The following is a 15,491-nucleotide window of genomic DNA, read 5'->3' on the forward strand; positions in this document are numbered from 1 at the left end:
CCGGTAATGTCAGCGGCGGGGATGCGGGGGGGAAGACGGAAGGATCGGGTGATGGTGGGGATGACGGAGGTGGTGGAGGTGGTGGAGGTGGCGGACGACCTAAAGGTGGGCAGTATTCTTCATCATCTTCGACGACAGGTTCTAGTAACGTTGGGGGCGGTGAAGCCGTTGGAAAAACAGCGACGACTGGACAGTCTGCGAATGGTGGCGGCGGAACGTCTTACACTGCTCCAAACGGGGACTCCATGACGATTTCCAAAGGATCAGACGGATCTCCGCAACTGAGCGCAACAACTACTCGTCCAGACGGGGCGAAGACGCAGACAGAAGCAAAAGATGGCCAAGTGTCATCTAGGACGCTTCCTTAAATTTGATTTACTCTAAATAAAAAAGCCCGCAGATTGATTGCGGGCTTCCAATTTAGAGTGTTCGTAATAGCGAGAAGGATTCAAAGGCGAGATTAAAATCCCGTTCTTGTATCAATCTCAGCGCTTTTTTCGTCGATCATTTTAATGGTTTGATCGTTGTACTTTTCGTCGATAACATCGCTATCAGCTTCTAAGCGTTCCTCGGTATATCCGCACATTTCCCGCAGAACCTGCCCTCTTACAGCCCACCCACGCATATAACCCCGCCGTTCCTTGCGTTCTTCTATGAACCGTTTATGCTCTTTATCCAAGGACGCAGAAAGCTTCTCGGCTTCTGCTTTCCACCACAATGCATTGGATTCCTCTTGCTGTGCGCGGGCTTTCCATATAGGCCCCGAGTTATACTCTGGTGTCGGCGATACCGCTTGCCCCAACAAGAATCCGTCCATGGTACCCATTATGATCTCCTTTCTATCTATTCTATCCGATGCTGCCTACCCTGTTATTCTAGCGCAGTTCCCCGAATGGGCAACCAGGGAACCGCTACCAAACCGTTGAAAGAGATTACTTCTGGAGGCGCAGCGCCGTCAAATTAGGGGTGGGGGGGGTTAACTGTTGTGATTAGCGGTGGTCCTTTAGCGTCAGTAGTGCAACCAGGACGCCCACGGCAACGGGCAGGATGACACCGAAGTCATCGTCACGAGAAATCGTCATTCATTCCCATGAAATGATGCTGCGCGTCTGATCGACGGATGACGGATTTAGGGAACATGCGAACTGCCTGCTCGGAAAACGCATACTGTGGAAGTTCGTTCTCTATGAGATTGATCAGCGCCATAGCTTGCGCCTCGTCCCGTGGCTTTTTGACGGGATCGCGGTCCACTTGCCTGGATACCCATAGTTTGTGCATGGCGAAGGAACGCGGATCGGGAACCGTCATGGGTACAGGGTACCCTGCCTCGTCTATCGCCGTGGCACTTACTTTTGGTGATGACAATAGCCATTTCATATTGATTTCCACGGCCACGAAATCATCCTGCATGGCAAATGAAGGCTCAGGGGATGTTCTCATGTCTACATGTTCTCTCAAAAGGTCCACCATGAAACCGTTTTTGTTTACCGCTCGGAATTTGGCCGACCGCATCACTTCAAAGGACTTGTCCACCTTCTTTAGAATGGCAATTAGCCCCTCTCCAGGCACTTGGGCGGCGAGTTTCAGCTTGGATCTGGCATCCCAAAGTACGTCCAGATCGTTGGTAGCCAAAAGATCGCTGTCAAAATGCACCCCGGCCATGCTCTCGTAGGCATACAGCGCATTGGTGCCGATAATCATTGTGGTTTTGTGGCCAAGACCGGCATTCGCCAGGGCGCGCAATATGTCGCCAGTCAATCGAGATACTCTCCCAAGGTTCATGGCGCGGCAAATGGCAGATTGCCTGTTCAGTCGATCTTTGAGACCGGACAGCCTTTCTTCAATGGCGTGCTTTTTCTGTGCGAAATCTGACAAAACCTGTTCCGTTTCAGGAGACCGTGGCCCAAGGCTTTTCTTGATGCTATTGCCCTCGGAGCGTACCAGGTATTCCTTGTCGCCGACCTTCTGCCAAGACATGCCACCACGGTACTGACGACGATCTCGCAATGCGTCGAGATACGCGGCAAAAAGTTGCCCGTGGTCGATAGCAGCGCGCCGCTGTTCGTTATCTATCCTTATGTATTTAATTATATTTATCACTATATCGCCCAATATGAAAATATTGAGATAAATAGTATAATAAACAGTGTGATACGTCAATTTTGATCCAGTGATCTGTCCGGATCACGTAGTCCCGATGTGTTGAGACTGAGCCAGCCGCATCGTATCCTTCTTGGCCGGGGGAATCTGCTTTGTCGAATTCCTTGCTGATTGCCGATCCTATAAATCTGCACACAGTTGATAGGATTGCGCCTGCAACGCGTGGCTATTGACGCTCAGTTGTGCCGGAGAATGGGCCAAAAGAATACGTCTGACCTCCTGATAGGGCGTGAACCGAGTCTCTCAATTAATCGACTGGCCAGGTCCGTAGTCCGTTGACTGGATGGGATCCAGCCCTGGATGAACCTGGCCTTTATAAGACAAAAATCAGAAACTACTCATTTTGTACCAGTTCAGAACAATCCGCCCTGCGGCATCCTGCCCTGACCTCATGCTTAATTACTTCGTGGCCGCCTACCCCGCCGAGGCTTGCCATGTTCTTCCAACAAGGCTTCCCCACGTTCCTGCAAGGCCTGTGGATCTTCCTGAAGGGCTTTTTCAATGGCTGCAATAAAGTGGCGGTAATCCCATTCCGGAGCTAACGCCTCAACCGCCCGCGCAAAGCGTTTTTCCTGCTCTACGTTTTTCTTACGGGCTGACGGAGATTGCGTCAACCGTTTTTTCTCGGCTTCGATTTTGGCCAGCGCCGCTTTCTGACGTTCCAGAATTTCTGCCTGCTTTTTCTCCAGATCGGCCAGACGCTGTTCCGGAGTGCGGCGCACCCGTTTCTTACCTTCAGTCATGATTTATCCTTTTCTATCATTCAGTGATTCACTGTTTAAAATCGGCAAATTCTTTCCCGTCTTGAACGGGATAGTTTTCTTCAAAGTGTGTTCGTTTTGACAATGTAGGGAATTTTCCTAAAAGGCGCAACACAGGCGTATACCATTCCGCGTGATGGGTTATTGCGAATTGACCTGTATCCGCATCTCTTGTCCGGGCTTAAAATGCACGCTGCGTTTTTCAGGTACCGCTACAGAAGCACCCGTTTTGGGGTTCCGGCCGGCTTTGGCCGCTATCGTATGCAGCGTAAATGCCCCGAAACCACGGATCTCGATCCGCTCGCCATCCGCTAAAGCCCGGGCACAATGATCCAGGATTAGTCCGACGGCCATAATGACTTCCTGGCGGGAGATCTCTTTGTTTCCCTGATCTCGTAGGGATTGATACATCTTTTCCATGAGTTCTGATTTCGTCATTGTTTTTCTCTAAAGTTTTGTGCGTTCGTAAGGCCATCTGAATGGATTTTTGACGATTGTACCCACATTACTTGTTCATATAAACAAAACGATAAACCGCTTGTGGTTTTTTCTCCGGTTTTTACCAGTCCATGACTTGATGCAGCGGTGTCTTGATGGCGCTTATCACCTGCGAATATTCGGAGCGGCGAACAGACACCATCAATGCTGCAGCTTGCAAGGATTTCGGTAAGTGGGCCAGGAAATCACCAAGAGATGCTTGGTTCCTGGTGTGCTTGAGCGTCTTCACCATCTCAGCATGTGTGGCCGTCGGATCTATGGTGCCGAAAATCTCGCGCATTGCAGCGTGTCTCTGCGTATTAGGCACATCCGGTACAACTACGCCTATAGCTTGCAGTATCGTAATGGCTTCTGCCAGCCGCAGCGACTCGAAGAGCACTACCGGATTGGTTCTCTCTGGGCGCTCTAAAGCTTCTCGTACCGTGGTGACCTGGCAATGACTGTTAAGGCACATTACGCCCACGTCGTCAGCAACTGTCTTTAGTACACCTGCGATATGGTCCTCACTCGCGATTACATGAACTTTGGCGAAAACACGCTTGTAGTTATCGAGTTGATTGGCAAGTCGTGCAAGCGAATCTCGCTCCGACTTTATTTCGTAGACGGTCGCCGTGTTATCCAAAATGACCAGATCTGCTTTGCTGTTGCCTACTCGAAACTCATTCAGTATTGAGACTGTGCGAATCGACTGTGTTTCTGTTAAAGCCCTATGGACCATTGCAGACCGGTAAACATATTCGTATCGCTGCCCCACAATCTGCATCGCTTCAAAAGCCACGTCGAAAATCTCGCCTACTGTTTTGTGCCGATCGGAATCTGTGATGATGTCGGCTTCTGTGAGCAATCTAACGAACGATCGTGACCTGCCCTGCTTCGCCATCTCTCGGAAAACGGCGGCTGAGAATAGCATGGCCAAGATGGGTGTTTTATTTGCGCTGCAGACTTTCATTTTGCTGGGAATAAATGATCGGATGGTTGCAGTTTTATCGCTCTGAATCTGGCTGATTCGGGTTTGTGTATTGCACAATACACATTCAGATAATCCGCGAGAGGTGGTGATCTGTTTTATTTTTTCTATTCTTCTATTTTGACGCACATCAGAGCCAATGTCCATTGTTGGTTTACGGGACATCCGTATTCGGGATGGCCCGCCAACCGATTATCCATACCTCGATCCTGGTTGCCCTGGAGCGTTACTGCCCGTGCAGCCCAGGTGATGATCCGTCGCTTTCGGGCAACGCTTGTTACCGCAGACGGGACATATCCACATCCTGCTCATAGCCTTGCAGGAGAAAACCGAATTCCCCTGGTGCGCCCTGTCCCACTCTTGAGCACAACGAAAGCAGTCCGGTTCGGATTCTGACTCAGTTTTTGGCGCGTCTGTATTTTTGGTTGCTGAATTGGACATTATGGTTCGTGCTCAAGAAAGCATAGAGACCATGCTATAGGCAGACAGAAAGTAACCATGCGCGTTGGCTTCCTGTGGGTTTTCGCAGATTTCCACATTATGTTTTTGAAATGACTTTTGCACAAACTTTATTAAATCTTTGGCGCCACCCCCAGCAACCAGCACAAGGTCTGTTTGGTCGGCGGCTCCGATTTCTGTACGGATTCGTGATTCAATCATCCTGCCAACCGTTTTCAATGCATTATCGTAATACTTTTTCATATCGATGTTCGTGCCACGAACGCGGGTTTCTTTTTCAGACAGAATGGCCTGCTCCACGGCGACAATATCCAGATTGGCATCATGGTCTGAAATAATGTTTCTGCAAATTTCAGAATACACATCAAACATACCGAGATTGATGGCGTTCGCCTGACGCTCTATGACTTTTGAATCGACCACTTCAACCCAGTCTGTGGTTCGATAGCCGATATCGATAACCATGATGCGTCGTCCTGCTGTTTTTTCTGCGTACTTGTCTTTGTAATAAGTGTAGGCGCCATATGGTTCTGGCACTACCGTTACTTTTTTTATTTCTATTTTTTCTCCTTCACTAGATAGATGCTCCCCTCTCCATAGGTTTGCAAGCTGCTTCCGTATTGCTGGGCGCATGTATTGATTGACGGCAATTCCGATGGTCACGACCCATTTGTCGTCGCCTTCGGTTTCTGATTCTGCTTGTAGGCGATCAATAACTAATTGCATGAGTGCGCGATACTGTACGGTGTCGTACCAAGCATCTGAAACCGACTTGCTGGTATTCTGCGTTGACGACAGATGGTGTGCGTCAGCACCAACTTCGTAAGTCGCATTATCGACGACCACTTTTAATGTCTCTCGCATGGCCCCGACTGAGCCCATGCTGGACTTTCTGGTTTTCTCTACAACGGACGCCACCTGAAGATAACCGCTTTTTGTTTTAATTTTCAGATATCCATAACCGATATTGATTCCGCATGCCTGCATTTTTTTCTCCATAATCGAAAATACTCGTTACGATTATACGCCTACTTATCCTTAATCTTCCATGTCAGGCCGATAAAATTATCAAAGTCGTCTCCTGGAATAAACCCCGCACACAGCGTTCTCCATCCTATGAGGTTTCCGCGAGTCCCGTCGCTGGCGATGGGCGGCTCATCGCGCAAAACGACTTGACCGTCCGGGGACAGCAAAAAGGCTTCGTGGCTCAGGCATTCTTTTTCGTAATCGGTGAGGTCGTCGTAAATGTCTGATGGGACCATCTCGCCTGTGAGGAATGGTGGTACGGGCGTGTTGGTTTCTACCTGTTGCTGTTGGGTTTGTGGGGTGGTTGCCGTTTGTGGGCCTGCGGCTGGCTCTTGTGCCGGTTGCGCTTGATGTGGCGTGGGTTGGGTTACCTGTGGTTGGGTTTGTGGGGTGGTTGCCGTTTGTTGGCCTGCAGTGGCCTCTGATGCTCGTTGCGCTGGCTGTCGTGTGGATTGGACTACCGATGGTTGGGTTTGTGAGGTGATTGCCGTTTGTTGGCTGTCAGTATTTGACTTGGCTCTCTCCTGCGCCATGGCTTTATTACCCGCCGGCTTTGGCCTCGATGTTGATGCTCTCTGATTGCGGCGACTAGCTGGTGGAGCATCCTGGCCTCCGTCGCGGACTAGCAGTATCCCGGTTGGGAGCAGCTCGTAGCGTTGCGCGGATTCGATCTCAGCAAGCCCGGCTCGAATAGCAGCGTCTAGGACCGTGGCTGATGAAAGCCCCCTGGACACTGCAATCTCCTCTGCCCGTTGGTAGACGCTGGTTTCTATTCTGACACGGCTCTTTTTTGACAACTCGATTTCTCCTCTTTTCCTTTTAACCGACTATCATGAATAATTTTCTACTTTTAATTTCTCGCAGCTCAAAACAATCACTAATATTTTTACAACGATTTCGATTGCATGTCTATATACAAGACGCATAATTGACGCTATAAAAATAAGTAACTTATTATTTTTTTTATATTTTTGTTTTTGTTCGGTCCAATATCAGTCCAACCTCGGTCCAACATCGGTCCTTATGTGGTCCAAATGCAGTCCAAATGCGGTCCAGCTTTGGACCATTATTGGTCCACTTTCGGTCCATTATTGGGACGCTTGTTGTTTGGAGCCTTCCGGTATTTTGCAACTCTGTTGTTGAGTTTCGCTTTATCCGACTATCATGCACTTTTTTCTGTTTTTTATTCACCTGCTTTCTTTTTTCTGGAGTCCCATAGCTCCTTCTTCGCACGCCAAAGCAGCCGTTCTGCTTCGTCAGATATGGCATCCAGGTATTCTATGCGTTCTTTCGCCGCCAGAATCGAGCGTCGAAAACGGGCCAGGTCGGGGTCCCCCAACGTCTTATAATCCGGGCCGGAGGTCGGCATTACACGCACGCGATATACTTCACCGTTGCGGCGGATCTCCTTCCTGATTTTTTCTGTCAGGTTCCCGTGTTGCTGCACATAGAAAATATAAACCCACCGCCAGCGTGGAATATCAAGAGTCGTGCGACCTGCTGGCGATGGGAGAATCAGGCCGCTCCACTTTGGACTATGCCCACCCAGGACTTTGCTGTAGTACGCATGTAATCGATACCGCAGCACCCGATACGCGACGCGCAGCATGGAGAGCAGAATATCCATCCGCATGCCCCAAAGTGGCTGGTAGAAGCCGCAGACCTCGGCGTCACGCAGGTCGTAGCGACAGAAAAAATGGTCTTCGTAGGGTTGTAAAATCTTGGGGTCACGCTCCGCAAAAAAGCGCATCATGAAGTCGATGCTTAGATCTGTGAATTCCATCATCTCGCTCTCGATAGCCATTATTTTCTGTACCTTTTCTTCCTCTGTGAAAAGTACCTGGGCAATCCGGGCACGCTCCCCCATGGTGCGTATAGAAAGGGATGGATGTCCTTTTGCAACCCACTCTGATTCTGGTGCGGCTTCGAGCATTTTGGTAGCAGTTATCTTTTTGGTCTGCTTACGATTGGGCAGCTTAAAGGTTACAACATGCGGGCAAAGACGGCATAACGGATCACAATTCCGCAGTACAAAACGCCCTGGCAAAAAGGCTTGCCTTCCTTTTTTTAGGCCGTTCATAATGCCATTTCTCATCCGTAAATAGCTTTCTATTTCGCGGTCGTAACCATCCCGATAACGGCAGGTGTCTATCGGAATGGTCGTGAGGTATCGTTTTTTTATGGGTGTTCCGGCAATACCAAATGGGCGCACTTCCTGGTTTGTTATATTTTTATACGGCTTTTTAAAGGTCATTTTATCGCCTCAATTTATTCCTTGTCGGCTTCCCTGTTTCTTCTTCTTTTCTGTCTCTTTGCATGGCATCTTGCTTTATCGCGTTACCAGACTGGAACGTGTAAACAAGAATTATCTTTACGCCCTTGAACAGATATTTCATGCTGTGCGCCAAGCCAACAATTAGAGCCCATAGACCCTGTATGAGAAGTTTGATGAGTTCTCTGAAACCGCTTGAGATAATAAAAAGAATGGTGAGAACAACAAAGCCTACCAACGGAACAATAGCAACTCCATCCATGATCCAGCCTCGCTTCTAGTTTACTATCATCTTATGATTTAGAACTTTTTGATCGGTGTTTTTTTGTTCTATACCATACTCCTTACGGAGTTCTTTTATAGCCTTCTTTGCCAAAGAAATATGCAATTCCTTCATCTTTCTTATCGTTTCACTCTCTGGCTCGTCCCGCAATTTTGCGAGCTTGTCATAGCCATCGGTGTTCAGATCAAGCAGGATCAGCTTTTGATCTTCTGACAAGTCCCAGATGTAAGTGTGCGATTTTTCTGTAGGCAAATCCTCGTAGTCAATAACGCCATCTACGATATATTTGTTAATGATCGTATCAACATAACGAACACCGAACTTTGTTTGCCCGACCTTATTGGTCAAAAAGCCTAGCGCGATTGGGCTCAAATCAACGATCAGGAGATTGTATTGAACAGCGATTTTTACCGCCGTGTCATTCCGGTATTTATGCGCAATGATTCCGGCTATATCGACATCATCCAGTGCATCGAAGTGAATCACCTCCTGAATCCTTCCCACAAACTCCATGCGAAAGGGAGAAGCTTCTCCGCCTGTTTTGTGGTTGGGGACCCGGCTCAGTGCAATGCGCTCTCGCAAATCCTCGTCTTCGAGGTCGGACAGATCTTCGCCTGCGAGAATGTTTGAAGTCATCACGATGATGGACTCGCTCACGTCAATGCGTTCCCCGAATGAGGCGTCCTCCATGTAACCTTCATCCAGAGCGGTCATTAAACCGTCAAACAGTTCCTGGGTACCTTTTTCAATCTCATCCACAAGAATGACGCACTGGCCTTCGAGCGCTTTGACCTGCTGCGTCAGTAAGCCTCCTTTATCCGAGCCAAGGTATCCGCGCGGCGGGCCGAAAGCCTTGAACTGGCCGCCCTCCCCTGCGCACTCGTTCGCGTTAAAGCGGGCAATCCTTGATCGGTCCCCAAACACCATTTCGGCAATGGCCTTTGCGGATTCAGTCTTACCTACGCCAGACGGGCCAAGCAGTAGCATGCTGGCAAATGGCTTATTCCTTTTGCCGAGCAATCCACTCCTCGCTCTTTTGATTGCTTTGTCGATTTTCTGGATGGCGATCTTCTGCCCGAACAGGGGCACGGAGGTCTGAGCGATGCTCATCATTCCGGTTTCAGGTTGGGTTTCCATGGTCATATCCTCGTTTTTTCAGGGTGCTATGCACCATTTCTGGTGTTATTATACACTTTATTTACTCGTTTTCTGGGGAAAACCATGGACAGAGTAAGGTCTGCGGCCTTTATTTTTGCCATCTTTATTCTTAGTTTCCCCTGGTATCCGGTATGGTGGTTTACGATCATCGTGATACTGGTCCAGTTTGGGTTGGGTGCTGCAATCGTTTTCAACCACGAACGATTGCGGTTTACGCTGATCAATCTCATACCTCACAGGGAGCCTTACCAAAAAAGGATGCGTCTGAAGGTAGGGCGGCACCGTCATGCTGACTACGGCATCCCCAAACAAACATTTGTCGGCATCATCGAAGAGGACTTGTGATGGCAGCTACCGTTCAGGATGTGGCGCGTGATGCAGTTATCAATGGCACGGCAGGGATTCGCAAGCCGGTACTGAAAGCCCGGCTAAAAAGATATTTGGAGGATTTTTTCGAGCGCCGGGTCCTGGGTAGTGCGCTTTATGGCGAGTACGACGTGCGCTATGGCGATCCGGTTTTCGCGGACGACCAGGCATCCGTCCGGCACGAACTGGCTATGGGCAAGTCCGGAGCTGGTAAGACGGTCTATCTGGTCAATAAGTCATTGGGTCAGATTCGTCGAGGCGGCGGCGTGGGCGTCATCGAAAGCAAGAGTGATTATGAATTCAGAAATATGATGATGGCGATGTGTGACGCATATGGTCGATCACTGGATTTCAGGTGCGTCAATATCGATAACGCCAAAGAATCGCATACCTACTCCCCGTGGAATCGTGGTGGTCCCGATGTTGGTGCTTCACGGATTACCGGGACGGTGGAAACAGGCGGCAATCCATCAGCAGAACATTTCAAGGAAATGGCACACTCCGCGCTCCAGGCGACCATTGGGGCGATTAAGCATATTGGCCTCTCTTTCAATGCCCTCGATCTGTATATTCTGCTCAATAACCCGAACGCCATGTCCTGGCTTGAAGAGCGCGTGAAATCGCTTGGCGTCAGCGAAGCATCAACGCTCTATACCATGCACCTGGATAGCTACCGGACAACGGGTAAGGATGGCGGGCTTACCATAGACTTGGCCAGAATGCGGCAGCAAATCGGCGGTGTGGCCAACAGATTGTACCCATATGGTATCGGTGACATGGGTGAGGTCCTGAACCCTTATTCAGCAGAGGTAGACCTTTTGCGCGGGCATGATGAATCACACATCATGTTCTTTATGACGCCCGAACTCGAAAAAAGCGAAACGGCCAAGTCCTTTGCCAAAATTCTGTTTTCGGATCTGCGCTCGGTGATCGCACAAATGTATAGGCGCCGTGACGTTGACAAGCTCGATATTCCTTACCGCTGGCTCTTTGATGAATTTGGGTCCTACGCGAGCCGACAGATAACGACGCCACTTGAGATGATGCGTGGGGCAAGAATCGGTGCAACCATGTTTTTTCAGGCCTCCGCCAACCTGGTCGAAGAACCTCTCGGAGAAACTTTCCGGTCGAAAATTTTTGCCAACACCGATGTTAAGACTTTCCTGCCGTTGGGTGATCCGGAATCAATGGAGTACGCCGCCGACTTCTGTGCGGACGCGCTGCAGAATCTAAAAATGCAGGCGAGTGGCGTCAGCCATGCCAAGGGTAACAAGAATCTTGATTTTGACATCTTCCATAATATTTCAGAGTCAGCCACAGACAGCATGACATTGAAAGAACAGTACGACTACCGGGTTCGCCCCACTGAGTTTCGGGATTTGGAAGTTGGGCAGGCAATCGTGGCACACGGCAAACACATTATGAAAGTGCGTTTCCCGGAAGTTATCCTGCCTAACGGAATCCCCCCGTTTAATTTAGAGCGAATCAAAACGCCCTATATAAAGGGTCTGGATATGCGTGAAATGTATGACGCTGCTTTTTCGCTTGAACGAGCGGTATCTATGTCAGCATGAGTGCCGAAGTCCAGTCCATACTGAACAGGTTGAGCGAGTCGCAGCTGCCGGCGGCTATGGATGAGGGGCATACGGTCATGGTTGCGGGGCCAGGATCCGGAAAGACAACCACGATGGTCGCCAAAGCTGCTTATCTTGCTGAAAAATACGGGCCGGAGACTGTCGCGATGCTGACATTTACTCGAAATGCAGCAAAAGAGATGCAGGATCGACTGAGTGCTGCTATTGGTCACAAGGCCGCATCATCGGTTCATATCTCTACCCTGCATGTCGCTATGGGTGAGATTGTGTCGAGCGTAAAAGCCTGGAGAAAAAGAAAAAGACTCAGCCCCGGTGAGTCCACGTCAATGATATATAAGGCCCTGGATGAAGCGTTTGGTGCCAGGCTCGATAGGGGAAGACAACAACGCTGTCTTAACGCTTTCAATCTCATACGGAGCCGCCACCCTCTTCCGGATGCTCCTGAAGACCAATCAGAAGAATCAGTTGTAGCGTATATGGCTGTTTGCAGTTATACAAAATCGCTGCGTGAGCTCAACCTGATCGATTACGACTCCATGTTAAAGGATAGCGTGGAGGCACTGGAAAGCGGCTTGGCCAAGCCTATGAATCGGCGTTTTCTTATCGTGGATGAGTATCAGGATACCGACGAGACGCAACACGAGTGGGTCAAAATTCATGCGCGACATGGTGTCATGACCACTATCGTCGGGGATGATGACCAGTCGATATACGCTTTCCGTGGATCGATTGGTTACAAAAGCATGAAGGATTTCATGGAATCCTTCCCTCATCACCGTTACAACGTCACCACAACTTACAGAACGGCGCCGTTAATAATGAGTGCAGCCACCAATATGATAGGGCTCAATAACCAGCGTCTCCAAAAGGATATACGCTCGGGGGTCACTTCCTGTAATGGAACCGTGGAGCTGCGTGTGTATTCGCCTGATGGTATCGTTGTTGAGTCTCGCCTTGCACCCGATCTGAGTGGTTTTTATCAGATTGATTCCGGTGATGTCTTAACAAAGGATGTGGTGTCTCATGAAGATAATGACGGTTCTGGTGAGGCAGGCGGTGCGGCTTATCAGGAGTCGGCTGCAGCTGTTGATTACATTTCATCACTTATGCAATTTGATGGCGGCGTCGGAGCTATTCTGGCACGAACAAACTTTTCTTTGGGGATGCTTGAAGCCCGGGCCAGGCAGCTGGGCGTTCCATATTATCGCTCTGGATCTGGCGTTTTTTTAGACAAGCCACATATTGCTGAGGCTGTATCCCTGGTATCCATGGGATTTGATCTGCCTACCAAAAAATCTTTGAGTATGGCCTTGTCCCTGTATCAAGTTTCACCAGCTGGTATCGACCGGGCATTAGAGGCCATGGGCCGATGCGAGGTTTCCGGTGATCCCTTCTCCTTTTTGCTGGATACGGACCTTTTTGCCAGTTTAGATACGGTTGATGATGCTACAAAAATTCGCGCTTTCAGGGACATGATTACGGACTGGAGGGATCTCGTCCTGATTCGTGGAAAATGTTTGACTAAAGATATGGTTCAAGACATACAGGAAGGCCTTGATAACGTGTTTTCGGATCTTTCCATTTTCCAGACAGATAAAGGCAAGAGGATAAAAGAACTGAAGTTTTTCTTTTCTTTTTTGAGTGAAAAAGTGGATGGCTCTGTGCATGATCGCGTCCGTGCCGTTTCAAGGATTTTCGGTCGTGATGTTTCGGGGAGTAATAATGTAGATGGCAAGCTCTATTTTGGTACCTTACACTCCGCTAAAGGGATGGAGTTTGATTATGTTTGGATAATGCGTTGCGACGCATGGGGTGTATCCGACGAAATCGACTATGTGTCGAGTGTAGAGGAAGGTCGGAGATTGTTCTATGTCGGTATGACCAGGGCAAAAACCAGGTTATTCTTTTCCGCAATCGGTAATAAAAAAGAATATAGCTTGGTGAGGTATATTGATGAATGCTTCTCCGCCGCCGCCCATTGATGGGTTAGTAGCGGAGGCAATCAACCTCATCGCGAAGTTTTCGGTGGAGGCGAAAATAATCCAGTGGGATTGTTCTGGCGATATGGTCCGGATTGTTTATTGCCCGCATTGGTCTGACTCTGTGGTGTGTTGCCGTCTCCTTTTGCGGATTTTTGCTTAACGACGACTTGGGTTTTGGACGCTCTCTGACTAGAAGCGACTGGTCCTGTCCCCTGCCGACCCGATGATGGTCCTGGGCCTTGTCTGGATGATGCGGGGCCTGAACCTTGGCCACCCGAAGTCGGAGCCTGCCCCTGGCGTACTACTCCCGGTCCTGAGCCTTGCCGACCCGATGAAGGGCCAGAGCCTTGTCTGGATGATGCGGGTCCTGAGCCTTGCCCGCCCGAAGTCGGAGCCTGCCCCTGGCGTACTGCTCCCGGTCCTGAGCTTTGCCGACCCGATGAGGGGCCAGCAGAGCCTTGGCCACTGGCATTTTGTACCGATGGCGATTGCATGTTAGCTGTGGATCCTGTTTTGGAAGAATTGGATGTTGATGATACGGAGCTGGTACCGCCGGTAGTATTGGATGTAGATGATCCAACGTTGCTGCTGGAGGCACTGGAGTTTGAGCTAGTGGATGCGCTATTGCTGGCGGTACTCGCGCTGCCGGAACCGATATTTTGATTTAAATTGTTCGCCCCAAGCGGTTTGCCGCCTGATGCTTTTGGAGCATTTGATAGAGCGCCCGGTGCGCCGGGGCCGCCTTTTACGGGGTTAGAAGGGGTTAATCCGCCAGATCCGCCCGAGCCGCTGGGTGCGTTGCCTCCGGGTGCCGCAACCTTGCCGCCTGGCTTTGGTTTACCTCCTGATCTTCTTCCTGCCCGCATGGCGGCCATGGCAGCCATCGTAGTCGTCATGCCGATCATCCTTCCCATGCTGGTTCCGAAATTGCTGCGCATCCCATCACCCGCTTTCCCGAATAGAAGCATGTAAGCCACTGTTGGTATGGCCAGAAAACCCATAGCTTCAAAAATATTTACCATATGATTCATCAGGTCTGGGTTGGAAACTATCCCAATTTTGGGCGCGGAAAGGCTGGATGAGCCGTAGCCATTAACCGCATTGGATAGATGTGGAATAATTCCATCCAATCCGTCGCAAACAATGAGCCAAATTATATAAAGTGCATCCCATAAATTTACTAGAATGACGGGTAACGTCATCCATTCCAGCGCATGCACGAATCGGCCGGCAATCAGCATCCAAAAAGGACCGATTAAACTCACCAATATGGCTGCAGTCATAGATAAACCGATAATATATGGGGAAGCCGTGTTAAAAAGTGTCCCTATTGAATAGACAACCACCTCTATCAAGCCTGTGATGGTAAAGCTGCCCAGGTCCGCTAAGGTTTTCCCTAACCATGAAGAAACGCCAGGGGTGTGGCCCACAACATCCTTTGGTCGGCGAATCTGATTGGAGAACATTTGCAAGGTCTGGGCGCAGGCTTCATCACCATGAGTTTTACACATGGCTTGCATAGCTGCGATATTTTTGGGGTTTCTGGCGTATCCGGCGACAGAAGCCACGAGGACGCTTCGCCCCAGATTTTGATAGAGGTCACTCAATGAGGTGAACTTCTGGGTTGGATCGTTCGCTTTCTTTCCGCCGAAAAAGTCCTCTACATCAACGGCCAGATCTGATGAAATTGCTTCTGATGGATTGCCTTCTTCTTCCTCACGTAGTTTTTTGTACGTTTTATTTGAATCTAATACGTCCCCCTCCAAATTGGGTATCCAATCGTAGATTGCAGATGTCCACGAAGTAACCGGAGTTGGCTCTTCGTCAGATTGAGTGGGTAGGGGGTAGAATGCTGTGGAGCGGTCGTGCCCTGAATTGGAGTTAGCTGATGGTCCCTGAAGAGCTGTTTTCTCTCGCGTTAGGATTGGTTCCGCCGTGGTTGGTGGATCATGTGACTTTCACGG

Annotated in this window: 15 protein-coding genes; 4 read left to right on the forward strand and 11 right to left on the reverse strand. The window is 49.6% G+C overall.

The window, feature by feature from the left end:
* Positions 1–249 (forward strand): hypothetical protein (locus tag BLW97_RS19540; RefSeq protein WP_158025217.1); only part of this gene is annotated, 249 nt, incomplete at its 5' end.
* A gap of 211 nt (positions 250–460) precedes the next feature.
* Here the strand turns inward: BLW97_RS19540 and BLW97_RS16715 are convergent.
* The 10 genes from BLW97_RS16715 to BLW97_RS16765 form a co-directional block, all read right to left on the reverse strand.
* Positions 461–826, reverse strand: a complete 366-nt coding sequence (locus BLW97_RS16715; protein WP_031572025.1) for a hypothetical protein — start codon at positions 824–826, stop codon at positions 461–463.
* Positions 827–1,065: 239 nt separating this feature from the next.
* Positions 1,066–2,160, reverse strand: coding sequence for a GSU2403 family nucleotidyltransferase fold protein (locus BLW97_RS16720; RefSeq protein ID WP_051690571.1), 1,095 nt, complete (start codon positions 2,158–2,160; stop codon positions 1,066–1,068).
* A gap of 395 nt (positions 2,161–2,555) precedes the next feature.
* The gene (locus BLW97_RS16725; RefSeq protein WP_075323997.1) at positions 2,556–2,903 is read right to left on the reverse strand and encodes a hypothetical protein; all 348 of its coding nucleotides are present in this window, start codon (positions 2,901–2,903) and stop codon (positions 2,556–2,558) included.
* A 159-nt stretch (positions 2,904–3,062) separates the two neighbouring features.
* Entirely contained in the window at positions 3,063–3,359 is a 297-nt protein-coding gene (locus BLW97_RS16730) for an HU family DNA-binding protein (RefSeq protein WP_075323998.1), read from the reverse strand.
* 121 nt (positions 3,360–3,480) lie between these two features.
* The gene (locus BLW97_RS16735; RefSeq protein WP_242947860.1) at positions 3,481–4,551 is read right to left on the reverse strand and encodes a sce7726 family protein; all 1,071 of its coding nucleotides are present in this window, start codon (positions 4,549–4,551) and stop codon (positions 3,481–3,483) included.
* Positions 4,552–4,839: 288 nt separating this feature from the next.
* Entirely contained in the window at positions 4,840–5,844 is a 1,005-nt protein-coding gene (locus BLW97_RS16745; protein ID WP_077218519.1) for a ParM/StbA family protein, read from the reverse strand.
* Between the two features lie 29 nt (positions 5,845–5,873).
* Positions 5,874–6,605 (reverse strand): hypothetical protein, encoded by a 732-nt coding sequence (locus tag BLW97_RS16750; protein WP_143214958.1) that lies wholly within the window; start codon positions 6,603–6,605, stop codon positions 5,874–5,876.
* Positions 6,606–7,054: 449 nt separating this feature from the next.
* A complete protein-coding gene (locus BLW97_RS16755; protein WP_031572042.1) occupies positions 7,055–8,125 on the reverse strand; it encodes a hypothetical protein in 1,071 nt (356 codons plus the stop codon).
* A 1-nt stretch (position 8,126) separates the two neighbouring features.
* A complete protein-coding gene (locus BLW97_RS16760; RefSeq protein WP_031572045.1) occupies positions 8,127–8,405 on the reverse strand; it encodes a hypothetical protein in 279 nt (92 codons plus the stop codon).
* A 15-nt stretch (positions 8,406–8,420) separates the two neighbouring features.
* A complete protein-coding gene (locus BLW97_RS16765) occupies positions 8,421–9,563 on the reverse strand; it encodes an AAA family ATPase (protein ID WP_031572047.1) in 1,143 nt (380 codons plus the stop codon).
* 84 nt (positions 9,564–9,647) lie between these two features.
* Here BLW97_RS16765 and BLW97_RS16770 point away from each other — a divergent pair, with 84 nt between their 5' ends.
* Genes BLW97_RS16770 through BLW97_RS16780 form a run of 3 tightly spaced genes read left to right on the forward strand, consistent with a single transcriptional unit; the run spans position 9,648 to position 13,527 of the window.
* Positions 9,648–9,929 carry a hypothetical protein gene (locus BLW97_RS16770; RefSeq protein ID WP_031572049.1) on the forward strand — a complete coding sequence of 94 codons (282 nt, stop codon included), beginning with the start codon at positions 9,648–9,650 and terminating at the stop codon, positions 9,927–9,929.
* Positions 9,929–11,524 (forward strand): type IV secretory system conjugative DNA transfer family protein, encoded by a 1,596-nt coding sequence (locus BLW97_RS16775; protein WP_031572051.1) that lies wholly within the window; start codon positions 9,929–9,931, stop codon positions 11,522–11,524. The genes BLW97_RS16770 and BLW97_RS16775 overlap by 1 nt, the downstream gene beginning before the upstream one ends.
* Positions 11,521–13,527: an ATP-dependent helicase gene (locus BLW97_RS16780; RefSeq protein WP_075324002.1), complete on the forward strand. Its 2,007-nt coding sequence runs from the start codon at positions 11,521–11,523 to the stop codon at positions 13,525–13,527. The genes BLW97_RS16775 and BLW97_RS16780 overlap by 4 nt, the downstream gene beginning before the upstream one ends.
* A gap of 26 nt (positions 13,528–13,553) precedes the next feature.
* Here BLW97_RS16780 and BLW97_RS19240 read toward each other — a convergent pair whose 3' ends face one another.
* On the reverse strand, positions 13,554–15,293 hold the full coding sequence (locus BLW97_RS19240; RefSeq protein ID WP_143214959.1) for a hypothetical protein: 1,740 nt from the start codon (positions 15,291–15,293) through the stop codon (positions 13,554–13,556).
* Between the last annotated feature and the right edge of the window lie 198 nt (positions 15,294–15,491).

Origin of the sequence: Acidithiobacillus albertensis (genome assembly GCF_001931655.1) — a bacterium.
GTDB classification, from domain to species: Bacteria; Pseudomonadota; Gammaproteobacteria; order Acidithiobacillales; family Acidithiobacillaceae; genus Acidithiobacillus; species Acidithiobacillus thiooxidans.